Source organism: Variovorax sp. LjRoot175 (assembly GCF_964253805.1).
Classification (GTDB): Bacteria; Pseudomonadota; Gammaproteobacteria; order Burkholderiales; family Burkholderiaceae_C; genus Variovorax.
Window position 1 is genome coordinate 1,374,763 of sequence record NZ_CAXURY020000002.1, and the last position, 24,266, is coordinate 1,399,028.

Annotated in this window: 30 protein-coding genes, 1 tRNA gene and 1 pseudogene; 22 read left to right on the forward strand and 10 right to left on the reverse strand. The window is 63.8% G+C overall.

Going from position 1 to position 24,266, the window contains the following annotated elements:
• Positions 1-149: 149 nt before the first annotated feature.
• A complete protein-coding gene (locus ACSQ89_RS36955) occupies positions 150-974 on the reverse strand; it encodes an AraC family transcriptional regulator (protein ID WP_436297099.1) in 825 nt (274 codons plus the stop codon).
• An 85-nt stretch (positions 975-1,059) separates the two neighbouring features.
• Between ACSQ89_RS36955 and ACSQ89_RS36960 the strand changes: the two genes are divergently transcribed.
• From ACSQ89_RS36960 to ACSQ89_RS36970, 3 genes are all read left to right on the forward strand, one after another.
• Entirely contained in the window at positions 1,060-1,596 is a 537-nt protein-coding gene (locus ACSQ89_RS36960) for a peroxiredoxin-like family protein (protein WP_436297100.1), read from the forward strand.
• 306 nt (positions 1,597-1,902) lie between these two features.
• A complete protein-coding gene (locus ACSQ89_RS36965; protein ID WP_436297101.1) occupies positions 1,903-2,625 on the forward strand; it encodes a haloacid dehalogenase type II in 723 nt (240 codons plus the stop codon).
• Positions 2,626-2,637: 12 nt separating this feature from the next.
• On the forward strand, positions 2,638-3,090 hold the full coding sequence (locus ACSQ89_RS36970; RefSeq protein WP_436297102.1) for a DUF302 domain-containing protein: 453 nt from the start codon (positions 2,638-2,640) through the stop codon (positions 3,088-3,090).
• Positions 3,091-3,115: 25 nt separating this feature from the next.
• On the opposite strand, the gene ACSQ89_RS36975 is transcribed toward ACSQ89_RS36970, so the two are convergent.
• The 3 genes from ACSQ89_RS36975 to ACSQ89_RS36985 all read right to left on the reverse strand — a co-directional run bounded on the left by ACSQ89_RS36975 (position 3,116) and on the right by ACSQ89_RS36985 (position 4,841).
• Positions 3,116-3,442, reverse strand: coding sequence for a hypothetical protein (locus ACSQ89_RS36975; protein WP_436297103.1), 327 nt, complete (start codon positions 3,440-3,442; stop codon positions 3,116-3,118).
• Positions 3,443-3,573: 131 nt separating this feature from the next.
• Positions 3,574-4,386 (reverse strand): universal stress protein, encoded by an 813-nt coding sequence (locus ACSQ89_RS36980; RefSeq protein ID WP_436297104.1) that lies wholly within the window; start codon positions 4,384-4,386, stop codon positions 3,574-3,576.
• Positions 4,383-4,841 carry a hypothetical protein gene (locus ACSQ89_RS36985; protein ID WP_436297105.1) on the reverse strand — a complete coding sequence of 153 codons (459 nt, stop codon included), beginning with the start codon at positions 4,839-4,841 and terminating at the stop codon, positions 4,383-4,385. Before ACSQ89_RS36985 ends, ACSQ89_RS36980 begins: the two co-directional genes overlap by 4 nt.
• A gap of 17 nt (positions 4,842-4,858) precedes the next feature.
• On the opposite strand from ACSQ89_RS36985, the gene ACSQ89_RS36990 reads away from it, so the two are divergent.
• The 4 genes from ACSQ89_RS36990 (at position 4,859) to ACSQ89_RS37005 (ending at position 6,008) form a co-directional block, all read left to right on the forward strand.
• Positions 4,859-5,068, forward strand: a complete 210-nt coding sequence (locus ACSQ89_RS36990; protein WP_436297106.1) for a hypothetical protein — start codon at positions 4,859-4,861, stop codon at positions 5,066-5,068.
• An 86-nt stretch (positions 5,069-5,154) separates the two neighbouring features.
• Positions 5,155-5,313 carry an autotransporter outer membrane beta-barrel domain-containing protein gene (locus tag ACSQ89_RS36995; RefSeq protein ID WP_436297107.1) on the forward strand — a complete coding sequence of 53 codons (159 nt, stop codon included), beginning with the start codon at positions 5,155-5,157 and terminating at the stop codon, positions 5,311-5,313.
• 100 nt (positions 5,314-5,413) lie between these two features.
• Positions 5,414-5,746, forward strand: coding sequence for a hypothetical protein (locus ACSQ89_RS37000; protein ID WP_436297108.1), 333 nt, complete (start codon positions 5,414-5,416; stop codon positions 5,744-5,746).
• Positions 5,733-6,008, forward strand: a complete 276-nt coding sequence (locus ACSQ89_RS37005) for a hypothetical protein (RefSeq protein ID WP_436297109.1) — start codon at positions 5,733-5,735, stop codon at positions 6,006-6,008. Before ACSQ89_RS37000 ends, ACSQ89_RS37005 begins: the two co-directional genes overlap by 14 nt.
• A gap of 261 nt (positions 6,009-6,269) precedes the next feature.
• On the opposite strand, the gene ACSQ89_RS37010 is transcribed toward ACSQ89_RS37005, so the two are convergent.
• From ACSQ89_RS37010 to ACSQ89_RS37020, 3 genes are all read right to left on the reverse strand, one after another.
• On the reverse strand, positions 6,270-7,316 hold the full coding sequence (locus ACSQ89_RS37010) for a serine hydrolase (RefSeq protein ID WP_436297110.1): 1,047 nt from the start codon (positions 7,314-7,316) through the stop codon (positions 6,270-6,272).
• A gap of 60 nt (positions 7,317-7,376) precedes the next feature.
• A complete protein-coding gene (locus tag ACSQ89_RS37015) occupies positions 7,377-8,636 on the reverse strand; it encodes a putative Na+/H+ antiporter (RefSeq protein WP_436297111.1) in 1,260 nt (419 codons plus the stop codon).
• A 150-nt stretch (positions 8,637-8,786) separates the two neighbouring features.
• Positions 8,787-9,098 (reverse strand): DUF1090 family protein, encoded by a 312-nt coding sequence (locus ACSQ89_RS37020; RefSeq protein WP_436297112.1) that lies wholly within the window; start codon positions 9,096-9,098, stop codon positions 8,787-8,789.
• Between the two features lie 37 nt (positions 9,099-9,135).
• Here ACSQ89_RS37020 and ACSQ89_RS37025 point away from each other — a divergent pair, with 37 nt between their 5' ends.
• A complete protein-coding gene (locus ACSQ89_RS37025) occupies positions 9,136-10,521 on the forward strand; it encodes a chloride channel protein (RefSeq protein WP_436297113.1) in 1,386 nt (461 codons plus the stop codon).
• 107 nt (positions 10,522-10,628) lie between these two features.
• Here the strand turns inward: ACSQ89_RS37025 and ACSQ89_RS37030 are convergent, their stop codons facing one another.
• Both ACSQ89_RS37030 and ACSQ89_RS37035 read right to left on the reverse strand, forming a co-directional pair.
• On the reverse strand, positions 10,629-12,092 hold the full coding sequence (locus ACSQ89_RS37030; RefSeq protein WP_436297114.1) for a HAMP domain-containing sensor histidine kinase: 1,464 nt from the start codon (positions 12,090-12,092) through the stop codon (positions 10,629-10,631).
• On the reverse strand, positions 12,089-12,814 hold the full coding sequence (locus ACSQ89_RS37035) for a response regulator transcription factor (RefSeq protein ID WP_436297115.1): 726 nt from the start codon (positions 12,812-12,814) through the stop codon (positions 12,089-12,091). The genes ACSQ89_RS37030 and ACSQ89_RS37035 overlap by 4 nt, the downstream gene beginning before the upstream one ends.
• Positions 12,815-12,911: 97 nt before the next feature.
• Between ACSQ89_RS37035 and ACSQ89_RS37040 the strand changes: the two genes are divergently transcribed.
• The 13 genes and pseudogenes from ACSQ89_RS37040 to ACSQ89_RS37100 all read left to right on the forward strand — a co-directional run bounded on the left by ACSQ89_RS37040 (position 12,912) and on the right by ACSQ89_RS37100 (position 22,274).
• The gene (locus ACSQ89_RS37040) at positions 12,912-13,538 is read left to right on the forward strand and encodes a cytochrome b/b6 domain-containing protein (protein WP_436297116.1); all 627 of its coding nucleotides are present in this window, start codon (positions 12,912-12,914) and stop codon (positions 13,536-13,538) included.
• Positions 13,535-14,326: a molybdopterin-binding protein gene (locus ACSQ89_RS37045; protein ID WP_436297117.1), complete on the forward strand. Its 792-nt coding sequence runs from the start codon at positions 13,535-13,537 to the stop codon at positions 14,324-14,326. The genes ACSQ89_RS37040 and ACSQ89_RS37045 overlap by 4 nt, the downstream gene beginning before the upstream one ends.
• Positions 14,327-14,413: 87 nt before the next feature.
• Entirely contained in the window at positions 14,414-14,665 is a 252-nt protein-coding gene (locus tag ACSQ89_RS37050) for a pentapeptide MXKDX repeat protein (RefSeq protein ID WP_436297118.1), read from the forward strand.
• A gap of 260 nt (positions 14,666-14,925) precedes the next feature.
• Positions 14,926-15,369, forward strand: a pseudogene (locus ACSQ89_RS37055) (thioredoxin family protein); the annotation flags it as partial.
• A 20-nt stretch (positions 15,370-15,389) separates the two neighbouring features.
• Positions 15,390-16,124, forward strand: a complete 735-nt coding sequence (msrA, locus tag ACSQ89_RS37060) for a peptide-methionine (S)-S-oxide reductase MsrA (RefSeq protein ID WP_436297119.1) — start codon at positions 15,390-15,392, stop codon at positions 16,122-16,124.
• Positions 16,125-16,136: 12 nt separating this feature from the next.
• A complete protein-coding gene (locus ACSQ89_RS37065; protein WP_436297120.1) occupies positions 16,137-16,607 on the forward strand; it encodes a DM13 domain-containing protein in 471 nt (156 codons plus the stop codon).
• Positions 16,608-16,669: 62 nt separating this feature from the next.
• The gene (locus ACSQ89_RS37070) at positions 16,670-16,948 is read left to right on the forward strand and encodes a plasmid pRiA4b ORF-3 family protein (RefSeq protein ID WP_436297121.1); all 279 of its coding nucleotides are present in this window, start codon (positions 16,670-16,672) and stop codon (positions 16,946-16,948) included.
• Positions 16,863-17,324 carry a plasmid pRiA4b ORF-3 family protein gene (locus ACSQ89_RS37075; RefSeq protein WP_436297122.1) on the forward strand — a complete coding sequence of 154 codons (462 nt, stop codon included), beginning with the start codon at positions 16,863-16,865 and terminating at the stop codon, positions 17,322-17,324. The genes ACSQ89_RS37070 and ACSQ89_RS37075 overlap by 86 nt, the downstream gene beginning before the upstream one ends.
• On the forward strand, positions 17,296-18,708 hold the full coding sequence (locus ACSQ89_RS37080) for an ISKra4 family transposase (protein ID WP_436297123.1): 1,413 nt from the start codon (positions 17,296-17,298) through the stop codon (positions 18,706-18,708). Before ACSQ89_RS37075 ends, ACSQ89_RS37080 begins: the two co-directional genes overlap by 29 nt.
• Positions 18,709-18,760: 52 nt before the next feature.
• Positions 18,761-19,546: a hypothetical protein gene (locus ACSQ89_RS37085; protein ID WP_436297124.1), complete on the forward strand. Its 786-nt coding sequence runs from the start codon at positions 18,761-18,763 to the stop codon at positions 19,544-19,546.
• 22 nt (positions 19,547-19,568) lie between these two features.
• A tRNA-Asn gene (locus tag ACSQ89_RS37090) sits at positions 19,569-19,656 on the forward strand.
• Positions 19,657-19,804: 148 nt separating this feature from the next.
• Positions 19,805-20,431 (forward strand): hypothetical protein, encoded by a 627-nt coding sequence (locus tag ACSQ89_RS37095; protein ID WP_436297125.1) that lies wholly within the window; start codon positions 19,805-19,807, stop codon positions 20,429-20,431.
• 643 nt (positions 20,432-21,074) lie between these two features.
• Positions 21,075-22,274 carry an IS256 family transposase gene (locus ACSQ89_RS37100; protein ID WP_436297126.1) on the forward strand — a complete coding sequence of 400 codons (1,200 nt, stop codon included), beginning with the start codon at positions 21,075-21,077 and terminating at the stop codon, positions 22,272-22,274.
• Positions 22,275-22,979: 705 nt separating this feature from the next.
• Here ACSQ89_RS37100 and ACSQ89_RS37105 read toward each other — a convergent pair.
• Positions 22,980-23,579 (reverse strand): helix-turn-helix domain-containing protein, encoded by a 600-nt coding sequence (locus ACSQ89_RS37105; protein ID WP_436297287.1) that lies wholly within the window; start codon positions 23,577-23,579, stop codon positions 22,980-22,982.
• A gap of 193 nt (positions 23,580-23,772) precedes the next feature.
• On the opposite strand from ACSQ89_RS37105, the gene ACSQ89_RS37110 reads away from it, so the two are divergent.
• A complete protein-coding gene (locus ACSQ89_RS37110; protein ID WP_436297127.1) occupies positions 23,773-24,180 on the forward strand; it encodes a helix-turn-helix domain-containing protein in 408 nt (135 codons plus the stop codon).
• The last annotated feature ends 86 nt before the right edge of the window (positions 24,181-24,266 follow it).

A 24,266-nucleotide genomic window follows, 5' to 3' on the forward strand; every position in this document is an offset into this window, starting at 1 on the left:
GAATGTCGATCCGATGAACGAGAAGTCGTTGTCATTTCGATCGTGGGATGCAGATTCATGGGACGCTTGTTTCTGGGTTGAGGTGCATGGCGTGTACCCGTCGGCCGAGACCACCATCGCGCAGGTCGTCGTCCTGGTCATCGCGGGGCCTAAGAAGATGCAGGCTGGACCAGTGCCGAAGTGCTGCGCGCATCACCTCGTTTTCCTGATACTGCGCTCGATCTCGCCGCTGCGGGCGCAGACCCATACGTTCGAGAGTACGCGCGTGAAAACGCAGCCGCGCTACCGAAGCCAGTGCGCCGGGCCACCGACTTGACGGTGTCGCCGGACTCCAGATATCGACGTGCCAAGGTCAGGCGCCATGCAGATAGGTAGGCCATCGGGGTTGTGCCAACGACTGCACGGAAGAGCGCCATGAAGTGACTGCGGGACATTCCGGCCCGCATGGCGAGATCGTCCACCCTCCAGGCGCGCGACGGCATATCGTGGATCGAGACGAGCGCTCGATGCAGTGCTGGATGGGCGAGCGCGGCAAGCAGGCCCGATTCGGCTGTGCCGGCGTCGATCGCCTTTCGCAGCACCATCAGCACGATGACCTCGGCCAGACGGTCCAGGGCGGCGGTACGTCCGCACCGGCTGTCGAACGCTTCGGCCAGGAAAGCAGCTACGGTGGCCCGAAGCGCAGGCACCTCATCCAGTTGGATCGACAGCTCCTCGGGCATCGCAATCATCAACGGATTCGTGTCGTTGTCGAATTCGACCTGCGCCGCGACCAGCACGTCCTGCGGATACCGGTCGAACCCTACGGAGCGGAAGACCACTTGGCCCGCGAGCCCGTCCGCAGTGCCGGCGACGATGAGCGTCGGCCCTTTCACCACCGTCGGCAGCGGGACGACCGCGGCCGCCAGCTTGAACGTCTGGACGAAGGCCGTTAGTCGGTCAACTTTTCGGAGCGGATTCGGACTTTGGATCATGAATCAAGGAGCATTCGTTTCCCAACGTATGGGATCTTATGGGTTCGGTTGCAACTTCTGCGACCAGGCACTGAAGGGAAAACTGATGCTCATACCCCGACAACAAGCCCCCGCGCTGGCGCTCGATACCCTTGAGCACGGGCGCTTCGACCTGGCTGAAGAACGCCCAGGCCTCATGACGCTCGTCTGCTTCTACAGAGGGCTGCATTGCCCGATCTGTGGCAACTATTTGAAGGAACTGGAGCGACAGACGGCCGCATTTGCGCAGCGCGGGGTCACGACCGTCGCGATCAGTTCAGACGATGAAGGGCGCGCGCGGGCGATGGCGGAAAAAGTGGGCGCCAAGGATCTACGCATTGGATACGGCCTCGCCCTCGCCGATGCGAGGAAGTGGGGGCTCTACATTTCTTCATCCCGCGGCAAGACGTCAATCGGCATTGAGGAACCGGCCCTGTTTTCGGAACCCGGTGTTTTCATGGTCCGACCCGATCGCACCATCTACTACTTGTCCGTGCAGTCGATGCCATTCGTGCGCCCGAACTTTGCCGAGATGGTGCAGGCCCTGGATTTCATCATCAAGAACGACTACCCGGCGCGCGGCGAGTATGTCGGCGCTGTGTGATCCATGTCTTGGAGTAGCTGAATCGACGCGATCAAGTTCGCTAAGCGCGGCGCGGGAATACCATGCGCCTCCGAAGACATCGTGGCCGAGCAAGTTCACGTCGAGCGCTCGCCGCCGCCCACTTGCCCACTTGCATAGTGCTGCTGGCTTCCCAACAGATCCTGAACTGCGCGGGCGGAAAGTCTGACGGTGCGCATGGCCGTTACGGCATGGGCTGCGTATCTGTAAGAAACTCGGCAACGCGCCTACGGATCCGACAAGCAGGATCGCAGCGGCCGTGCGAACCTTCAAGGACGCTAGGGCAATATGAAACTTCGCGCCATCACCTTCGACACCGGAGGAACCGTGCTCGATTGGCACAGCGGTGTCGTGCGAGCGCTCCGCCGGGTCGCGGCCCAACAGGGTCCGCAAGCCGATTGGCATGCCATTGCCAACGACTGGCGCAGGCGCACCATGGCCGCGATCGTCGGGCTTCAGCAGCCGACCTTCAATATGGACGACGTACATCGCCGGACCCTCGACGAGTCATTGACTCACTTCGGCCTGCAGGCATTGACACCGGCGCAGCGACACGACGTCTGGCGCGCGTGGCATGAACTGGACGCCTGGCCCGACTTTCCCGCTGCCATGGCGACATTGCGCGAGGTCCTGCCCGTCGTGTCGTTCACGATGTTGCCCACGTCCTTGGTGATCGATGTTTCTCGCAGGAACGCCCTGACCTGGGATGCGGTGATCTCATGCGAAATGATCGGCGTCTACAAGCCGCATGCGCAGGCGTATGAAACGGCGGCGCGGTGGCTGGGCCTTCCGCCTTCCGAGATCCTCATGGTGGCGTGCCACAACTTCGACCTCAACGCCGCCCATGCGGCGGGCTATCGGACCGCATTCGTGCGTCGGTCCGACGAATGGGGCCCCGAAGGACCGCCGGACCCGCATCCGAACATGGACTACGACTTCGTGGAGGATGGGTTCGAAGGTCTGTCGAGCAGCGTGCTGCGCGCACTCGGCGAGCCGGAGATCGGCCCATAAGCAGGGGAAAATATGACACTCGTTCGCATCACAGTCGCTGCCGCATGTGCGCTCTTCGCCTTCGCCGCCTTGGCTGCAGAGGGCCTGATCGCCATCAAGAGCCCGCACTCGCCCGCAGAAACAGCGTCGCGCCTCGAGGCCGCGATCAAGCAACGAGGATTGACCGTGTTCGCGCGTATCGATCATGCCGCTGGCGCGTCCGCGGTTGGAAAGACGCTGCGCCCGACCGAGGTGTTCATCTTCGGCAGCGCCCAGGCAGGTACGCCATTCATGCTGTGCCAGCAAACAGTGGGGATCGACCTCCCGCTCAAGGCCTTGATCTGGCAGGACGCGAATCAGCAGACCTGGTTCGGCTACAACGACCCTGCCTGGCTCGCCCGACGGCATGGGGCGAGCGCCTGCCCGTCGGTCGAGGGCCTGATCAAGGCCTTGTCGGGCCTGGGCGCGGCGGCCACGGCACCCTAGGCTCGCGTTCGATGCTGCTGCGCGGTCAGACGGCGCCGACGTACTCACCGCGGGCCGGGTAGTTCTTCGCAAGCGCGAAGTCGAGCGCGCCGAGCAGGTCGTCGAAATGCGGGCGTGCAAAGGGCATGGTCTGAACCGAGGCGTAATACAGCGTCGCGTCCGGTCGCATGATGAATATGCCGGGCTCAGCGAAAAGCGCAGGCTCCTCAATCCCGATGGACGTCGTGCCGCGCGAGGTGCTGATGTACAGGCCCCATTCCCGCGCCTTCGAGAGCGGCAGGTCGTAGCCGATACGCAAGTTCTCGGCCTTGAGTGCAAGCGTCAGCGATCCGCGTGGTGCGGCGGCGGCCACATGTCTTCGGAGACCTGCAAGCCCAGGCGTACAGTCTGCCCCGCCGAGTTCGCGCGTCGATCGTCGCGAGTGAGCTGCGCGAGGCATTCGCTGCTGTCTCTGCAACCGTCGGGGCCGGCGCCTGATCGGGATCAGCGCAGTATCAGCACCGGCACTTCACTCGCGCGCAGCAGCGTCGTCGTCGTGCTGCCGACGATGAACTGGCGGATTCGCGAATGGCCGTAGGCACCCACCACCAATAGCGTTTCCTTGCGCGTTGACCAGCACGGGCAAAACCGCCTCTGGTTCGCCATCCAGCAGTTCGGTAGTGACGTTGAATCCACTCGCTGCGAGCAGTTGCTGTGCTTGGTCAAGGTGCCTTCGTGCCGCAGAAAGGTCGGCCCCCCGCCATGGCCACCAGCGTCGGCAATCCGGTGAGCAGCGGACTGGCTGGCGGTCACCCGCGCGACCGTCTTGCGCGCGGTCGGGCTGCCATCAAAGGCAAGCACGACACGTTGCGGCGCTGCAAAGCTGTGGCCGGGCACAACCAGCATCGGCCGTTGTACCGAGCGGACCAGTTGCTCCACATGATGGTCGAGATAGATCCTGGCGGATTTGCTGATGCGATGGTGCTCGCCCAGGATGAACAGCCGTGCGTCAGGCTCCAACTCCAACGCGGTCGTGGCCAGATCGCCATGTCGCATCCGGCCGTCAAGCCGAGTCAGACCGGCACCAGCCGCGCGCTCGCGGGCGGCGGCCAGCAGGCGGCGCTCCACTTCCGGCGCGAGCTTGCTGCGTTGCTCGTCGAGCTCGCTCAGTTCCTGCAGGAGCGAGTCCTGCGCGCCCAGGCCGATGGCCCCGCTGTAGTCGGCCATTGCCGCTCGTTCCGGCTGGCGCTCCAGCACATGCAGGAACTCCAGCGGCACATCCAGCCGCTGTGCGGCCCAGGCGGCGCCGTCTATCATGGCCGTGGTGTTGGTTTGCCCATCAGTGCAGGCGTAGACCATATCCGTGGGCTGGGAACGGGGAGGTCCGGCGCCTGGTCGCCGCCCTCGCGGTCCTGCTCGGCGTGCTCGTCATCGTTCGCCCGCACCGCCTCGCTGCCCGCCTGGGGCATCGCAAGCGCCCCGCTCTGCGCGGTGCTGCTGGGCGCGCGCGCTTGCGAGCTGATCGCGCAATCCGCGTTCGTCTGCTGGGCAGTCTCTTGCGCATCGCGTAGCGCCTGGCGCTTGGCGTCGAGCAGCTGGGCCGCGGCTTCCGCGCCGCGCCGGCGGCTCTGCTGCTCGCGAGCCCATTCGCCCTCCAGCTGCCTGGTCGCCTTGCGGGCCCGGTCGACGTCGGCCAGCGTGCATTTTTCCTGCACGGCATAGTGCACCTCGGCGTCGCGCGGGTCCCCCTCGGGCCGCGCGGATCGGTGCAAAAAGCTCCCGGGCGTGGATGGGCGGCGTCGCTTATCCGATACAGATCGGCGGCGGCTGGATCGCCCTGCCGCAGGCGCAGCTAACATACCAGCGCATCAACCCCGACGAGTCGGCCGATATCGCGGCGCTGGTGCGCTTCCGGACCTCCGAGTCGCTGGCCGGTCAGATGGGTGCCGCTTCGCCAGGACCTGGGCGCTGGACGAAAGCGACAAGCTGCGGTCCATGACCACTGGCTGCGCGCCAACCTGTGGCACGAGTTCATGGGCGACAACAAGACGGAGTTCTCGTCGGCCACAGGCTTCCTGCCCTTAGTTGGGCTGGGACCTGGGCGGCACGTGGGTAGAGATGGCCGCGGGCTTCAGCGCGCAGCTCACGCGCCGCGCCACGGCATACGCGCAGGTCGGCTACATGCGCGGCGCGAGCGACCGCCATGCTGTCGATGGCAAGGTCGGGATGCGGATCAACTGGTAGCAATCGCCGATCTTCGACCTGAGTGCTGATCTTTTCGTAGGCGTGCTGTAGGTAAACGCTTTAGCTGGCTACCATTGCGACCGAGGAGAACAAGACGGTCATGGAGCAGACGAACGCGCCCCGCAAGTGGTTGGAGATGACCAAGCCCCTTTCCGACAAGCTCGATGCACTTCGGGAAATGGCGAGCCCTTCGAAGGCGCTGGACATGCTGAAAGCCCTTGAGCCCTCGTCCCGCACGCTCGAATCGATATCGAGAATGAACTCGATGTTCGCGAAGCAAAGGCGGGAACTGACGGAATTCTCCAGGGAGCCACATGACGTAGACGAGTGCGCCCTGGGGCTGCTAGTCGCTAGTCGGGTGAGCTCGGATGTCACGCCCTCTCGATTCTGGGGCTGCCGCCACAACCGGTCACTCTCCCATGCACGCGTTTGAGGACCAAGACTCTGGGCAAACGCTGGCGCAAGGTATCGAGGAATACTTTACCGCCAATCCAGGCTTGGCGAAGGATCGGAACATGACAGCGGAGGCGAAGCACTTTTTCCGATGCCATGACGCAGTTCATGTTGTCTTTGGATGCGGAACAACTCTGAACGATGAAGCGGTAGTCAAGATGGCCAGCATTTTCGGAACAACTGCGGGGCTCAAGGTCTTGAAAGGATACCGGCTGCACGAATCACTGGACATTTACCGGTAACTTCGCATTGCTGACGTCCTGAGGTCGATCGCGCACTCAGTGATCGTCGTCCCTCGCACGATCCGGCGCTGCCTTTCTCAGCGTGCACGTTGGCCCTGGACAGATCATCAACAATACCTCCATACTCCGCTGTACGAACTGCGGCAGCAGTTTGGCATCACTGTCGCCCATAGCCTCGCCACCAAGAATGAGCCCTAACCCCTTCGCCTGGGGGGCTAGAAGCAAAGCTCCATTCGAGAAGCATCGGACCTGAACGGGCGCTCACCGTTTGACCGCACGAAGAACAATGTCGGTGATGACGTCATCGGCTTGACCTTGGCTCTTTCCACGCTGCTCCGTCGAATCTGACGTCACGACGACTACCAGTCTCATGCCCGGATTCACGTAGATCCGCTGGCCGTCGTCTGCTCCCGCCATGTACGGCGCCGGGAGGCTGAGCGTAGGCGCGACCCACCATGCATAGCCGTAACCCCAGTTGATCGGCGGCCCCCCGTTGGACTGTTTGCGGGTAGCTGCCTCGGCATAATCAGGCGCCATCAGTGTCGCGCCCTTCCAAGAACCCATCTGCAGTTGCAACTGGCCGAGCTTCGCCATATCGCGCGCAGTGAGCTCCAGACCGCTGTAGCCGAGTTCGCCGCCGCCTGGCCGATCGATTCGCCACAAGTAGCGCTGGATCCGAAGCGGTCCGAAGAGTTCCTTCCGCGCGAAATGCGAAACGCTCGTCCTCGTTGCGCTGACCAACACCCTTGCCGCCAAATGAGCCGTGCCCGCGTTGAAGCTGAACGTGGTACCGGGGTCGCTGACCAAAGGTCGTTGAAGAGCGAAATCCACAGGAAACGCCCACTTGCCGACTTGCTTGATCGCAGGGTCGAACCCGGCTGTCATGGTCAGAATGTGCGCAAGGGTCATCGTCCGCACCCTGACGTCGACGCCTTCGTCGAGCGCTTCCGGCAGAAAGTCAGCAATGGGCTGGTCGACGCTTCTGATGAACCCCTTCTGAAGTGCGACGCCCACCAGCATTGACACCACGCTCGTGGTCCCGGAGCGCATGTCATGCAAGCTCGAGGGTCCCAGGCCGGCTCGGTAGTATTCAAAGGCAAGCCGACCGTGACGCACGATGACCACGCTCCTGATAGCTTTTTCTTTCGATTCGAGCCCACGCACCAGCTCGTTCAGATGCTCAACGTCGAGTCCCTGCTCGCTCGGCGACGACAGCTGCCAACCGTCTCGCACTTCCTTGCGCGACTGCGGATGCGCCGAGCCCGCGGCCGCCAGCGTGAGAACTGCAGCCATGAGGAGTTGCGACATGCTCCGCCCTGAGCGACTGCGGCAATGATTCGACAAGATAGCCATGCCAGTTCTGCCGGATCACAGGAGGATAAGCGCAGCCACTGCGACCAGCGTCGGAAGCAAAGCTCCCAGAAATAGCCCACCCGCGCCAATCGTCTCGTCGGAAAACCCTCGCTTCAGGAGCGCCACCCCGGCGGGGTTTGGCGCATTCGCAATCATGGTCAATCCGCCTCCGGCTACCGCGCCAGCCACCAGGCTGTACTTCGCCTCCTCGGAGATTCCCGTGATGAGAGAGCCAAGGTACGTCAATGCCGCGTTGTCGGTCACCGCGGTGAGAGCGGTCGCTCCGAAGAAGAGCACCTGGGGCGACATGCTCGACACGAGAGGCTGAAGCCACCACTGCTGCATTCCGCCGAGCACCACCAGACCTGCGAGGAAAAAAGCCACCAAAAGCGCTTCCTTGATGATGAGCGGATTCTGGTGACGCTCGTAGGCTTGGGTAAAGCCGAGGAACAACAGAAACAGTCCCAGGAATGCGACTGGATGGTGAGCCAGCGCCACGACAGCGACAAGAAAACCCAGGTGTACGGCAACCACTGCCATCGGAATCGCTTCCTGCTTGGATTGATTGGGCGGCGCCAGTTTGGCATCAAGGTGGCGGCGAAGCGCCACCGTCGCGACGCTCGCGTTCACAACAACGGCAATGGCCGCCTTCCAGCCGAAGGTGACCAGCATGAAGGAGGAGTCCCAACCCCATGTCGAAGCGACCATCAGCACCGGCGGCGCTGCGAAGGACGTTAGCGTGCCGCCGATCGATACGTTCACGAACAGCACCCCCAAGGCAAGGTACTTGACGTGCTCGGGGACGTCGGGCCTGAAAACCTGCGGGGCGAGCATCAGCGCTGCAATGGTCATGGCCGCCGGCTCCGTGATAGCGGACCCCAGCAGAGGGACGGCGGCCAGCCCGAGCCAGGCTGTGGCCACTGATGTGCGCACCGGCAGACGGCGAGCGGCGAGGTCTACGGCGCTCACCACAGCCTGCAGGATCGGCCGAGAGGCAGCAACCACCATCACCACGAAGACGAACAAGGGCTCCGTGTACTGTCGCGATTCGGCATACGCCAATGCCTGGTCGCCGCCACTGATGACGGCAATGGCCAGCACCAGGACGGTAGCCCAGAAGCCAAAGACAACCTCCACCTCGCCCAAGAGATGGAAAACGCCTGCATGGCGGGGGAAGCTATGCGACAGCTTCTCGAACTGCTTGGCTGCGAAGGTGTGGATGAGCGCGACTGCAAAGAGGCCGGCGGCAATCAACTCAATCGTGTGTTGAGGCATCGGTTCTCAGGCGTAGAACGGCCGCGCGGCGGCCCGACCAGCGCTGAACCTGTCCGACCACCCCGATGCGGACACCCATGGGCAGTTTAACGACGTTGAGAAACCAGCGGCTCGGTCTGGCGGAGTTCTGCCCGACGGCGAAGCGAGCCGTCACGGCCCCTGCGCCTTCAGCTTGCGCAGCAACTCCTCTGCGCGATCGAGTTCGAGCCGCAGGTCACGGATCTCCTGCTCCAGCTTCTCGACGCGGTCCGCGCGGGTCTGCGGCGGAGCGAGGGTCTGGCAGCGGGCCTGCAGCGCGCTCAACACTTCGGCAAGTTGCCGTCGCCCGAGCAGCTGACCTTTGGAGCGAGCGAGATCGATGTTCCGCTCGAGAGCGGCCTCTTCGACCTTGCAATCGGATTCGCCTATCTGCCCGATCGGTCGCGCGAACGCAGCGACGGTCAATCCCAGCGGGACGATCATCAAGCTTGATTTCACGCGATCGTGTAGAAGAACGTCGATGAACCGCGAACCCGATTTCCTGCAGAACCTGCGCGCCGAGCTCTCCAGCGGCCGCGTCTGGCTCGACCGCGCTATCGTTCTTGGCTACGCGGTGGCCGCGGGCCTGTTCGTGGTGGCGTTCACGATCGCGAGCGACTGGGTCTTCGGGCTATTCCACAGCCTGCACCGCTCCCAACCCTGGGCAATCCTGCTCTGGACGCCGCTCGCCACGGCGGCGATCGTCTGGACAACGAGACGCTGGTTCCCGGGCGCTGCCGGCTCGGGCATCCCCCAGGTCAAGGCCGCGCTGCATCCGGCGCTGCCGCCTGAACGACGCAACCTGCTGGTGTCGCTGCGACTGACGGTCGCGAAGATCGGGCTCGCGGTGGCAGGGCTCTCCGCGGGCCTGTCGATCGGCCGCGAAGGCCCTTCAGTGCAGGTCGCGGCCGGCGTGATGCAACATGCAAGGCGCTGGCTCTCGCCCGGTACGTCGATCGACGCGCGCGCCCTGCTGGTCGCAGGCGGTGCGGCCGGCATCGCCGCCGCTTTCAATGCACCGCTCGCGGGCATCGTGTTCGCGATCGAGGAGTTGTCGGGCCGGCTCGAGGCGCGCGCGAGCGGCCTCATCATCACGGCGATTGTGCTGGCCGGCCTGGTTGCAGTGTCGGCCTTCGGCAACCTCAGCTACTTCGGCGTCATCAGGGTTCCCCACATCAGCTGGGACGCACTGGGGCCGGGCCTGCTGGTGGCGATGGCGACGGGAGTGGCAGGCGGCTTGTTCGCGCGGCTGCTGATCGCTTCGCTCACCGGCGCGCCCGAGCGGCTGAATCGCGTCCGCGCGCGCTGGCCGGTGCGCTTCGCTGCGGTTGGCGGCCTCACGGTGGCGGTGATCGGCCTGGTGACCGGTGGTGTCACTTTCGGCGCCGGGTCCGAAGCCGTGAAACGGATGCTGGCCGGGCACGACGAACTCTCGCCGCTCTATACGCTGCTCAAGTTCATCGCAACCTGGCTCACCGCCTGGTGTGGCGTGCCGGGCGGCATCTTCGCGCCCGCGTTGTCGATCGGAGCCGGGATCGGCAACGGGATCTCCCAGCTTGCCGGCCCCGGGCTCGGACCTGCATTGATCGCCATGGGCATGGCCGGATTTCTCGCCGCCGTGACGCAGGCGCCGCTCACCGCTTTCATCATCGTGATGGAGATGGTCGATGGCCATTCGATGGTTTTGAGCCTGATGGCTTCAGCCATGCTGGCCAGCCTGGTCTCGCGGATGATCAGCCGGCCCCTCTATGAATCGCTGGCCGAGCACATGGTGGGTGGCGCGATAGGCTCGCCGGCGCCGGTTGTGACGGCGTCGCAGCCAGAGGCCAGCGAAGAGACGTCCGCTCCGGAGCGCCCGCTCGTGTAGTGCTGCCTTGCTTGGCGCGTGGCCCCACAGATCCTGAGCGGCGTGATTGCCAGTTGCACCAATGGAATTGGGCCGCAGGCTTTCGTGCGCTTCGCCGCCGCCTTCTCCTAGGTTAGACGGAAGGAAAACACCGCGCCCTTGTCGGGACGCGGAAGCAGCCGGATGTCACTGCCATGCAACTGCAGGATGCGTTGCACGATCACGAGCCCGAGGCCACCGCCGCGGTCTCCGCCCGAAGAGAATGCGGGGCGCGTGAAGAGCACCTTGCTCAGCTCGCTGGGAATGCCCGGGCCGGTGTCGCTGATCTCGACCTGCACACCCTCTTTCTGCTGCCGCAACTGGACCACGATTTCGCCTCCTTCCGGCGTGTGCCGGATCGCGTTGTCCAGCAGGTTGGTCAGCACGCGCTCGATCATTCCCAGATCGGCGGTCACCACCGGCAGTCCCGGCGCGATGTCCGGCACCAGACGCTGGCGCCGCGCCTCCGCCGCCAGCTCGAACTTCTGGAACACGTCCTGCACGAGGTCGGCCAGCGCGAAGCTCTCCTTCTCGGGCTTGACGACGCCGTACTCGAGGCGTGCCAGTTCGAACAGCTCTTGAGCCAGCCGCGCGACCTTGCGGCTCTGTGCCAGAGCGATCTCGAGGTAGCGGCGGCTGTCTGCGGTGTTCAGCGAATCAGCTTTGACCAGCAGCGTCTCCAGGTAGCCGTGCAGCGAGGTGAGCGGCGTGCGCAGGTCGTGCGAGATGTTGGCGAACAGCTCGCGCCGCTGCTGGTCCTGCAGGGTCAGCTCGCGCCACTGCTCGGCGATGCGCTGCGTCATCTGCGCAAAAGCCTGGCCGAGCATCGCGATCTCGTCGCTGCCTTGGCCCTCCGGTCCGGGCGCTGGCACGGAACTCTTCAACGCGTCGACGCCATCCGTTTCGAACCTGCGCACCGCGGCCGTCAGCTCGCGCAGGGGGCGGGTGATCAAGTGGAAGGCGGCCAACCCCGCGAGCAGGCCCAGCAGCGCCACCAGGCCCATCGACCACAGCGTGGTGCGCAGCACGCTGCTGGCGGCGACGTTGGCGGCCAGTGCGTCGCGCTCCTCGCCGAACAGCACCACGTAGACATAGCCGGCGTCACGGCCGTCGACGCGCAATGGTGCAGCGCTGAACACCTTCCGGACGGCGTCGCTGCGCGGGTCGTCGCCCAGGATGGGCAGCGGCTCGCCGGCCAGCAGGCGCCGGATCGGCGCGATGTCCACCTGATTGCGCTTCAGGTGTCCCGGCGGAGCTGCCTGTGCCTCGATGCGGCCGTCCGGTGCGAGCAGGTAGACCTCGACGCTGGGATTGACCGCCATCAGCTTGTCGAAGAGGTCGCGCACCGCGGCTTCGTTGAGTCCGCCGCGCCCCATCAAAGTCGAGTTGCTCGCGATGTGCGCCGCGAGGCCGCTGGAGAGGCGCTGCGTCACTTCCTGTTCGTGGCGCACGTTGGCTTCCATCTGCAGCCATGCGGAGGCGCCGCAGCAGGCGAGCAGCAGCACCGCGAACACCACGGACAGCCGCTGCGACAGGCTGGCCCGAACACTCATGCGTCTCTCTCCTCCGCCTCGGAAGCGGACAGCTTGTAGCCGCGTCCCCACACGGTGAGGATGCGACGCGGCTGCGCAGGGTCGGCCTCGACCTTCATGCGCAGCCGGTTGATGTGCGTGTTGACGGTGTGCTCATAGCCGTCGTGCTGGTAGCCCCACACCTGATTGAGCAGATCGAGGCGCGAGAACACCTTGCCCGGGTGGCGCGCGAAGAAGTGCAGCAGGTCGAACTCGCGCGGCGTCAGATCGACCGGCTTGCCGTCGACCTCGGCCTCGCGTGCGACCGGGTCGATGCGCAGGTTGCCGAGATCGAGCCGGCCCGATTCCATGCGGGCATTGCGCGCCAGCGCGTCGGTGCGCCTCAGCAGCGCCCGCACCCGTGCCACCAGCTCCAGCACCGAAAAGGGCTTGGCGAGATAGTCGTCCGCACCGAGCTCCAGGCCCAGGATGCGGTGGACCTCGCTGGAGCGCGCGCTGGTGATGATGATCGGCGTGTAGCGTGTCATCGCGCGCGCCCTGCGGCAGATCTCGAGACCGTCGACGCCCGGCAGCATGAGGTCAAGGATCAGTGCGTCCCAGCTCCCGCGCTCGAGCTCGCGCAGGCCCGCATGCCCGTCAGCGGCGTGTTCCACCGCATAGCCCTCGTCGAGCAGGTGCATGCGCAGCAGCTCTGCGATGTGGGCGTCGTCTTCGACGATCAGGACGCGTTTAGAAGATTCCATCCCGGCGGATTGTCCCGCGATATTGACGGCGCGGTTATCACGATTAATTGAACTCTTCGTGATGAATCGGCCACCCGGCGAGCCCAACAATGCGTCCATGAACCGCGACGCCATGCACCGCGCCAATGCTCCGATCCATCCGGTATGGATGCGGGTCACGCATTGGCTCAATGCCGTGGCCGTGCTGGTGCTGGTCACCAGCGGTTGGCAGATCTACAACGCCTCGCCGTTGTTTCCCTTTTCGTTTCCATCGTCGATCACCCTGGGCGGCTGGCTCGCCGGCGCGCTGCAGTGGCACTTCGCGGCGATGTGGCTGCTAGCGGCGAATGGCCTCGTCTACCTGGCGCTGAATGTGGCGAGCGGGCGCTTGTTCCGCAAGTTCTTCCCCCTCTCGCCGGCCGGCATCTGGCGCGATGCACTCGCCGCGCTGAAGGGCAAGCTCTCGCACGCCGATCCCCGCCGGTACAACAGCGTCCAGCGCTTCGCCTACGTGTTTGTAATGCTCGACATCGCGCTGCTGGTCCTGTCGGGCCTCGTGCTCTGGAAATCGGTCCAGTTCGCGTCCTTGCGCGAGCTGCTGGGCGGCTACGAATTCGCCCGCCGGATCCACTTCTTCGCGATGGCTGCGATGGTCGCCTTCGTGGCCGTGCATCTGGTGATGGTCGCACTGGTTCCGCGCACCTTGCTGACGATGCTGAGCGCCCACGGGGGAGAGAAGCAATGAAGGTCTTCAAGCGTCCGGCCCTGGTCGGTGTCGACGGCGAGGCAGCGCTTGCCGAAGCGAGAAAGCTGATCGGCCGCCGCGTCGAAGCGCCCGCGCGCCGCGCCTTCCTGCAACGCTCGCTGACGCTGGGCGGCCTTTCCCTGCTGAGCGGCTGCAGCATCAACGACAACGCCAGTGTCGAAGCGGCCCTCATGCGCATCTCGCGCTTCAACGACGCCGCGCAAGCCTGGATCTTCGACCCGAACCAGCTCGCGCCGATCTATCCCGACTCGATGATCACGCGGCCGTTTCCGTTCAACGCATACTACGGCGAGGACGAGGTTCGCGAGGTCGACGAGGCGAGCTACAGGCTCGAAGTCACCGGCCTAGTCGCCGACAAGCGCAACTGGGCCCTGGCCGACCTGCGCGCCATGCCGCAGCAGGACCAGGTCACGCGGCACATCTGCGTGGAAGGCTGGAGCGCCATCGGCAAGTGGGGCGGCGTGCCCTTTGCCGAGTTCCTGCGCAGGGTCGGCGCCGACACGAGCGCGAAGTACGTCGGCTTCAAGTGTGCCGACGACTACTTCACCAGCATCGACATGCCCACGGCGCTGCATGCTCAGACCCTGCTCGTGCTGAGCTACGACGGCCAGCCGCTTCCGCCCAAGTATGGCTTCCCGATGAAGCTGCGCATGCCTACCAAGCTGGGCTACAAGAATCCGAAGCACATCAAGGCGATCTCCGTCACCAACACCTACCCTGGCGGCTACTGGGAAGACCAGGGCTACAACTGGTTCGGCGGCAGCTGAGTCCATGGCGGACTCGGCGTTGTTGAAACGCGCGGCCGTGTTCTCTTGAACCGTGCCATTTAGAACCTGACCCTAGAGGACACTGAAATGAACAAGCTCACCGCAACACTGTTGGCCGCCTGCATGGCCGCCGGCTCCGTCTCGGCCTTCGCCGCGGACGAGATGAAGAAGGATGGCATGGCCAAGGACGGCATGGCCAAGGATTCAATGGCCAAGGACGGCATGAAGAAAGACAGCATGGCGAAAGATGGCATGAAGAAGGACGGCATGAAGAAGGACGGGATGGCGAAGGACTCGATGGCCAAGGATGCCATGAAGAAGGACGAGATGAAGAAGTAGCCGCCACAGCGCTCCGACGGAGATCCATCGTGATCCTGTTCATCCTTCTGGCCGGCGTCACGGCGGTTGCGCTCGGCGCCGACACCGGCCTGCTCGCGCAGCGGTCGTCGGGCAGCGTCGGAGCGTCGGTCGGGAAGAGCCTGTTGCAGCGACTTCGCCCGCCCGAACGCGCGCCGGCTACAGCGCTGCGCCGGTCGGCGCTCGTGCGAGGCGGATTCATGACCGTCCAGGACAATGCGTCCAGCGCTCGGCTCCCAACGCTTCCGATTGAGGGGGCGATGCCGCCGCTCACCGGTGCCGTCGAATGGCTCAACTCGCCGCCGCTCACCGCCGAAGCGCTTCGCGGCAAGGTGGTGTTGGTCGACTTCTGGACCTACTCGTGCATCAACTGCCTGAATGCGCTGCCTCACGTGCGCGACTGGCACCGCAAGTACAAAGACCAGGGCCTGGTCGTGGTCGGCGTGCATTCACCCGAGTTCGCCTTCGAGAAAAACATCAACAATGTGAAGCGCGCGGTGGACCGGCTCGAGGTCGCGTTTCCGGTGGCGATCGACAACAACTTCACCATCTGGCGCGCCTTCGGCAACAGCTACTGGCCGGCGCACTACTTCGTCGACGCCAAGGGTCGCATCCGCTTTCATCACTTCGGCGAAGGCGAATACGACAAGTCGGAGCAGGTGATCCAGCAACTCCTGGAAGAAGCACGCAAGGAAGCAAAGCCGATATGAAGAATCCATCGAACCCCAGTTCGCCGCGGCGTCTCGCACTTGCCGCGCTCGCGCTCCTCAGCGGCATGGCGGTGTGGCATGCCATGCCCTCGCTCGCAGCGGAGGCAGCCGTGGTCATTCCAGCAGCTGTGGAGGATCTGGCCGTCGTGCCAGGCGCGGTATCGGAGACGGCCGTGATCGCGGGCGGCTGCTTCTGGGGCGTGCAGGGTGTCTTCCAGCACGTGAAGGGCGTGACCAGCGCCGTGTCGGGCTATGCCGGCGGCGACGCAGCCACGGCCAAGTACGGGGCAATCGGTTCCGGCCGGACTGGCCACGCCGAGGCTGTTCGCATCACCTACGATCCGCGACAGATCAGCTTTGGACAACTGCTGCAGATCTACTTTTCGGTGGCGCACAACCCGACCGAGCTGAACCGCCAGGGGCCGGACAGCGGGACGCAGTACCGCTCGGCGATTTTTCCGGAGAATGCGGAGCAGGCGCGAGTGGCCAAGACCTACATTGCGCAGCTCGACAAGGCCAAGGTGTTCGGCAAGTCGATCGCCACCACCGTCGAGCCGGCGAAGACTTTCTACCCGGCGGAGGCGTATCACCAGGACTACATGACGCGCAACCCGCGGCAACCCTACATCGCAATCAACGACCTGCCCAAGGTCGGCAACCTGAAGCGCGTGTTCCCCGAACGCTATCGCGCTGAACCTGTGCTGGTGGGCGCCACCGGCACCCTGCAGTAGCGCGATCAACGCATGAAGAAGATTCTCCTCCTGATTGTTTCGCACGCTGTCGTGGCTGCTGCGGGCTTCGGCGTGGGCATCTATGCCTTGCCCATTCTCACGGCGCCGCCCGCACCTGCGCCGGCCGAGGTCACTGCACTGGCCGCCCAAGCGCAGTTCACCGGTCGGTTCAGGCGTGACCTGATGGACAGCGACGTCCTGCACTGGGGTGAAGGCACGGTGGCGGTGAGTCGCAGCGCGGTGTCACTGCAAGGCAGGGTTGCGCCCGGGCCCGACTACAAGCTCTACCTCGCGCCGGAGTTCGTCCAGACCGAGGCCGACTTCCTGCGGGTGAAGGCGAGGATGCTGCGCGTAGGCGACGTGAAGACCTTCGAGAACTTCATCGTGCCGATGCCGGCATCGGCCGATCCGACGGCCTACAACACGGTCATCGTCTGGTGCGAATCGTTCGGCGAGTTCATCACCGCAGCCCAGTACCGATGATGGCGTTGTTGGAGAGCATCCCATTCCTGGGGGTGTGCAGTGCAGCAAAGTAAGCTTCGGAGATGGAAACCGCGGCGTCATCTGGGCAAGGAGTCTTGCAGCTGCGCGCAGTGCTGAGGGGCATCAGTCCGCTGATCTGGCGCCGGCTCTTGGTGCGGGTCGATACAAGCATCGCCCAGCTGCACCACATCCTCCAGGTCGCTTTCGGTTGGCAGGACATGCACCTGCACCGCTTTGAGATCCGCGGCCGCGAATATGGAATCCACCAAGAGGGCGGGCCCGTTCTTCGATACCGACGCTCACAAGGCTTTGATCGGCCAACTGAAGCTGCGGCGCCATGAGCGATTCATCTACGAGTACGACTTCGGCGATAAGTGGGTTCACGATCTGCGCATCGAGGCGACCTTGCCCATCGACCCCAAGAGGGGATACCCGGTCTGCATCGCGGGCGGGCGTGCAGCGCCTCCGGAGGATTGCGGTGGCCCGCACGCGTTCATGGCCAAGCGACCGGCGTATGCCGTGATCGGCGGCGCGGGCGAATCCCCGCGCGAGTTTGAGGATCTTCTTGACGAGGTGGAAGACGAGGAATGGGACATTCTGCGTCGCTACCACCCCGACCGTTTCGATCGGCGCGGCGTCAATCGCAAGCTTGCCGCTTTGGCTGCGCCATTCCACGAGAGGTGTGCAGATGAAGGTCATCATCCAGATTTGCATTGAAGGGGCAGCGTTGCGACCACCCTTCACCGTCCCCATTCACACCATTGATCGCCGATGTGATCAGGTACAGGATGTTGGACTCGCCCTCGAGGATGCCAAGTCCCTACTGGGGCAGCTGCAGCAAACGCTTGTGCGAGAGCAACTGGAGCACTACTTGACCGATCACAGGGCGTGCCCGCACTGCGGCAAACAGCGGGCGATAAAGGGCTACCATCCGCTGCGTTTTCGCACCGCCTTTGGCGATATCTGCCTGCGCAGTCCCCGTTGGAACCGCTGTCTCTGCGAGCAATGCCGAGAGGCCACGTTCTGCCCATTGAGCGAGCTTCTGACGGTGCACACGGCGCCGGAACTGGCGTACCTGGAAGCCAAGTGGGCCGCGCAAGGCTCCTTCGCGGCCGTCGGGGCGCTGTTGCATGATGTATTGCCCGTCGATCAGGCGCTGCGTCAGGAGACCATTCGCCGGCATGTCCTGGCCACAGCTGAGCGACTCGAAGCGCAGCTCGGGCCGGAACAATTCGCCTACGACGGTGGCTGCCAGCGTGAGATCGAAGCGTCACCTGAGCCTGCGGCCCCGATCACGGTGGGGCTGGATGGGGGCTACATCCGGGGACGCGAACGATTGCCCGGCGCCAACGGATGCTTCGAAGTCATCGCGGGCAAGAGCATTCCCGAGGAAGGTGCCGCCAAGGTCTTCGCCTTTGTTCATCGGATAGACCGTAAACCCAAGCGCCGGCTGCGCGCCGTGCTCGAATCGCAAGGCGTCTTGCCGCGTCAGCACGTTACCTTCCTTTGTGATGGCGGCGACACTGTGCGCGAGCTTGGCGCATACGTGCATCCGCGGTCCGAGCACATACTGGATTGGTTTCACATCGCGATGCGAGTCGAACAACTTCTGCAGACGACACGCGGGCTGCAAGGGGCAGAGAAAGCGGTGCTCCTCACGGGCATTGAGCGCGTCAAATGGTTCTTGTGGCACGGCAACGTGATCCGTGCCGATGACACCCTGAACAACCTCCTTGAAGAGATCGATGATGCGCGCGACAGGCAGCGAAGAGCGGGCTTCCCGAGCTCGGTCGTACTCAAGAAGCTTGCCCGAGCACTCGATGAATTCGCGACCTACGTCGACAACAATGCCGGTGCCATCGTCAACTACGGCGAACGCTACCGGTGCGGGGAGCGCATTTCCACCGGTTTCGTCGAATCCGCGGTCAACCAGGTGATCGCCAAACGGTTCGTGAAGAAGCAGCAGATGCGCTGGACGCCGCGCGGCGCTCACCTATTGCTTCAGGTACGGACCCAGGTCTTGAACGGCGAGCTGCGCGCGTCCTTCGAGAAGTGGTACCCGCGCTCCGGCGCGCCAGTCCAAGAGCCGCTCGCGGCGTAGCCGCGAGGGATTGCTGCATCGCACACCCCCAGGAATGGGATGCTCACCCCCGATGGGCGTGCGCAATGCCGCTCGATTGCTCTGGGAGACGGCGCGGCGGGAGGCCGAGGAGGTTCAGCGCGGCGAGCTGGAATCGGTGCGCTCGGAGCTCCAAGAACGCGAGAACGGGCTGGCCGAGGCGCAGGCAGCGCTCGCGCAGCGCGAGGACGCGTTCGCCCAGGCGCGGGTGAGCCTAGACGCCGCGCTGGCTTCGTCACAGCAGGCTCGCGAGGCGCTGGAGCGCCAACTTAAGGAGCACGCCCTCGAGGCGCACCGGGTGCGCACGGGCCTGGACGACGACATCAAGCGGCTGACCACCCTGCTCTCCCAGGCCGGCGAAACCCAGGAACGCATGCGTCGGGAGCACGCCGAGGCGATGGCCGCGCGCGACCAGGACCTGCGCCAGGCCGAAGATCGACACGCCGGCCAGGAGCGCCGGATGCTGGCGGAGGTCGATCGGGCCAGGCAAACGGCCAAGGCGCTGGAATCCGAGCTGGCCCGGGAGCAGCAGCGGCGGGCCAAGAGCGAAGAAGCGGCGGCCAAGCGACTGGAGGCAGAGCTGGAGAAGCTCCACCAGGCTCGCGAAGCAGCGCGGCAGACCGAGGCCGGGCTGCGCGAGCAACTGGCCGCACAAGGCATCGATCTGGCGCAGGCGCGAACCCAGACAGAAGCGCTCGTGAGCCGGATCGACGAGGAAAAAGCCTCGCACGAGAAGACGCGGCGGATGTTGGCCGAGACCCTGGTCAGCAAGTCAGCTGCGAAGGCCGATACCTCCGTTCGTCGACGGCGGAAGCCTTGAGCCGCGAAGAGCGAGGGGGTTTTCATCGCTGGTCACTTGGCGCAACCAACGTTTTGACTGACGGACTGTTAATCCGTAGGTCCCTGGTTCGAGCCCAGGTCGAGGAGCCACTACAAGCCGCAAGGCAACTGGAAAGCCCGGTTGCGCTCATGCGCGAGGAGGATGCGGTACGTGCTAACGAAGCATACGAGGTGCTTCGCCGCTCTCGCGGCAACGGCGGGCGCTGAATCGCCACATCAATTCCCAAGACATCTCAGAATGACGCAACAAGCACGAGACATCATCTTCTACCAAGGCAGCGAGCATTTCATTTCCCCTGAACCGCTAGAGTCGTACCGCGACCTGCCAGAGTTCATGGCGCTCAGCACCGCAAACCATCGCGGATACACCGCAGTGTGGACTGTTGTGGTCGACCGGCTCTTTCTCGTCTCCCTAAGCGGCTGGGCGGACGGTGCGGCGGAAGCAGGCATTCGCGGCGTCTTCCCAACGTGCGAAGCGCCCGTACGCGCTGACTGGTTCTCTGGAGAATTGATGCTCCAGAGTGGCAGACTCCTGAGCCCGAGTGAACTCGACCCGTTGTACGAGGACGAGAAGGTGCTCTATGTCGTTGCCGGTCGCATCCAGAGCATGAGGAAGCTGCAACGTCCCAGAAGGCCCGTGCAATCGGACCGCCTCCTGAGAGCACACGTGACCGAGTTGGACAGTGTGGACTCTCGCATCCTTCATGCGCTTGAGGTAAACCACATTACGACCATCGGCGGCTTGGTTCGCCTTGACGCGCTAGATGTCATGCGTGCGGCGCAACTAGACCTTGCGGCCTTGGCCCAACTTGAGGCCGCGCTGGCAGAGGAAGGCCTCACATTTGGACTTCAGGTGCCCGACTAACCTCGCTTCCGCTTCGCTGGCGTTCGCGAACTGCCAGCCAAGCATCAGCGTCTTCTTGACGCCAGCGAAGCAACTTGGTTCCAGGGAGTTGCAGGCACGGCGGGACGTCGTCGGGGTTGTGGCGAAGGGCGTGCTTGATTGCACTGGGGCTGCGGGCAAGGAGGCGTGAGAGGTCGTCGAGTTCGAGAAGTGGGGCCATGAGACTTCGGGCGCGCTTGTTGGCGGCGAAAGCTCTCTCGCAGCTCAAGTCCTGCCGCCGGGCGCTGCGCGGGGACCTCGGTGACCGGTATAGCTCAACGCTTTTGATGCGGCTCCGTGGCACCCCCTGCACTCGGTTTGGTTGCGCATGCGTTCCCTTCCAGACCGCCTCCGCCCGAGACATTTGGTCACAGAAGTTCAGACGCGCGGAGGAGGGGGGCCGCGCTATGCGGCGCAATTTCAGAGTCTGCATGGGCAAGCCCTTTTTCCGTTGATGTCCCGGGAAGTGGTGTAAGTCTTCTTTCACTCGCTGCGCGGCAAGGCGCGTAGGGCGTAGCCCGAAGCGGCTTGCCGCGCAGCGACCGCTCCCTTCGGGGGTGGCCATCGTGAAGTCCGGATAAGTTTGGGGTGCGACCCACCAAACCTGTCCATAAAGGAAATCACAATGACCACCGCCACTATGGCATTAGCCGAGCTCGCCGAGAAGGGAGCCGACGTCGACGTCCTGCGCCAGATGGTGCAGTTCATGGCCCAGCGCCTGATGGAGCTCGATGTCGACGGCCGCTGCGGCGCCGCCTATGACGAGAAGAATCCCGCCGAACGGCTCAACAGCCGCAACGGCTACCGCGAGCGCACCTGGGACACGCGCGCGGGCAGCGTCGAGCTGAAGATCCCCAAGCTGCGCCAGGGCAGCTACTTCCCCGAATTCCTGGAGCCCCGGCGCACCGCCGAGAAGGCGCTCACGGCCGTCATCCAGGAAGCCTACGTGCAAGGCATCTCCACCCGCTCGGTGGACGACCTGGTCAAGTCGCTCGGCATGAGCGGCGTCTCCAAGAGCCAGGTCAGCCGCCTGTGCGGCGAACTCGATGAGCGCGTTAACGCCTTCCTGGGGCGTCAGATCGAGGGCGACTGGCCCTACCTGTGGATCGATGCCACTTACGTCAAGACCCGCGAGGCCGGGCGCATCGTGAGCGTGGCGGTGATAGTGGCCGTGGGCGTGAACACCGACGGTCAGCGCGAGGTGCTGGGCTTGAAGGTCGGTGCCTCGGAGGCCGAGCCCTTCTGGACCGAGTTCCTGCGCAGCCTGAACCGTCGAGGTCTTCGCGGTGTGAAGCTCGTGATCAGCGACAGCCACGAGGGCATCAAGGCGGCCGCCGCGAAGGTGCTGAAGGCCACCTGGCAGCGTTGCCGGGTGCACTTCATGCGCAACGCTCTGGCGCATGCCGGCAAGACGCAGCGGCGCATGGTCTCGGCCGCCATCGGCACGGTGTTCGTGCAGGACTCGGCCGATGCAGCGCGCGCGCAATGGCGGTCGGTGGCCGATCAGCTCCGAGACAAGTTCCCCAAGCTCGGCTCGCTGATGGACGACGCGGAGAACGACGTGCTGGCCTTCATGACATTCCCACGGGCGCACTGGACCCAGATCTACAGCACCAACCCCTTGGAACGGCTGAACGCCGAGATCAAGCGACGCACGAACGTCGTGGGCATCTTCCCCAACGACGCCTCGATCACGCGGCTCGTCGGCGCCATGATGCTCGAGCAGAACGACGAGTGGTCCCTCAACCGGCGCTACATGCAGTTGGAGGGCTTGCAGACCCTGAGCGATACTGCGCCCACTCGGCTGTCCGCAGTGGCACGCTGAGTACCGTGCAGCTCAGCCTTCTCCGGGCTGTGGACCTACACCACGGAATGGGACGCGACCCTTTTTCCCAAAGAGAAATCAGGTATTGAAGGGGCCTGAACATCAGGTCCCGGACTCCTCGAAATCAGGTTCTATTTTGAATCCGTACACATCGAAAGAACTCGAGCAGCTCCTCCTTAGAAGCCGCAGAGGCGCAGGAGGCGCCGATCCCCCCGCGACCTAGAACCAAACTGTGCGGCGCCGTTTATGACTATATTCGCCCGTTTACGACTGTATTAGGGCGTTTACGACTATTTTGGTCTTGAACAAACAGCCAACCTCCACGAAAGATCTTCTGCAAGGGTGTAAATCGAGTTTACGGACCACCTCAACCTCTGGGAGAGAACCCAACTCGGCGTAGAGACCACGACTTGCGGCACGCGTGCATAGAAGCAATTGTCAAGGAGATTCCCAACCGACTTTCATTTGTACAGAGGCCCTCCGCTCGTATGGCGGAAGTGCCACAACTTTTGTTAACCGGCGCCGGCCCTATGCGAATCGGGTTCTATTCGAACAAGAAACTCAAGAATCTCCGCGTAAGAAGCGTCTTCTATTCGAACGATCCAAGACAGCTCGCTTCCTCGAAGGTTAGCGATCCACAGTTACGCTCTTCGCCAGATTCCGCGGATTGTCCACGTTCAGGCCCGTGGAGTCTTTTCAGGGTGACTATCCGCGCAGCGTAAACACGACGGATAGGTATGACACAGGCTGCACCTCTACGGCCTCGATCCCATGCAATGCCGTGGCGTCGAACAGAAGCGAATCTCCCACTTTGAGTTGGACGACCTTTGTTCCGTACCGATAGCTCACTTCGCCCGACAACAGGTACAAGAACTTATGACCCGGGTGCTGGAACGTGACATAGGGCTTGGCGCCAGGCAGAAGGGTCACAAGGTAGGGTTCGACGAAGAGGTTTCCCGAAAGGATGTGGCCAATCAGTTCATAGCGGTAGTCCGCAACGACTCCGACGCGGTCGACCTGCACTCCCCTGCCAGCGGGCACATGGGAAAAGTCGGTTCGGCCTGGCTGGTCGCCAAAGAACCGCGAGATCGGAACGTTCAGTCCACGCGCTATGCGATAGAGGGTATCAACCGAGGGAGACACCAAGCCCCGCTCGATGCGAGACAGCATGGATGCAGAAATGCCGGAAGTGGCTGCAACCTTGCTACCCGGGACCCCCGCCGCGAGTCGCAGAGCGCGTACCTGAGCGCCGACCTCGCATGCAGCAGGCCTATGCGATGGTGGGGTTGTCGGCCGGAGAGCCAGCGTCCGCGCGATCGAGGCGGGCAGCTTTACAGCTTTTCCGGTCGGAAACGGTGAAGCCATTGTCACGATGCCTTTCCCGGTGCTGGCCAGCGGCGGACATGCAGAGGGAGTGAAATTTACTCTTTGAGGATTATAAGCTTCGAAGCATGTATTGCGTGGCAATAGATGCCGCAGCCAAGCAGATTCGGCGCCAATGAGTACATCACCGCGCCGATCCATCATTCCAAATGGCGCCGTTCCCCGACCGATCACGCCAGCCAGCGTTACAGAGAAAGAGCGCAGCTCGAACCCCGTCTCGTTGGCGCTCGGCAAGCACCTCAAGGCTCTGCGAATCTCAAGGCAGTTGTCCCAGGAGGAAATGGCTGACAAGGCCGAAGTTGATCGCACACTTGTCAGTCGCATTGAGCGAGGAGTGGCTAATCCGTCGTTGATGACACTGTCTGTCATCTGCTACGTGCTCGATATCTCGCTATCGGAACTGATGACGCCCATTAAGAAGAATCTCATGCCGCAATGGGCTGATCCGACTGCGCCGATTCGTCGCCAGAACCGTCGTCGCTCCGATAAGCCCTCCACTGGAGCCAAACGCCGCCTCCGCTAGGGACCTAGCGTGGCGCTGGAGCTAGGTGCAGAACTGCGTCGGACGCACGCTCGCTGGAGGTATCGCTCGTGTGAGCGAGCGGTACT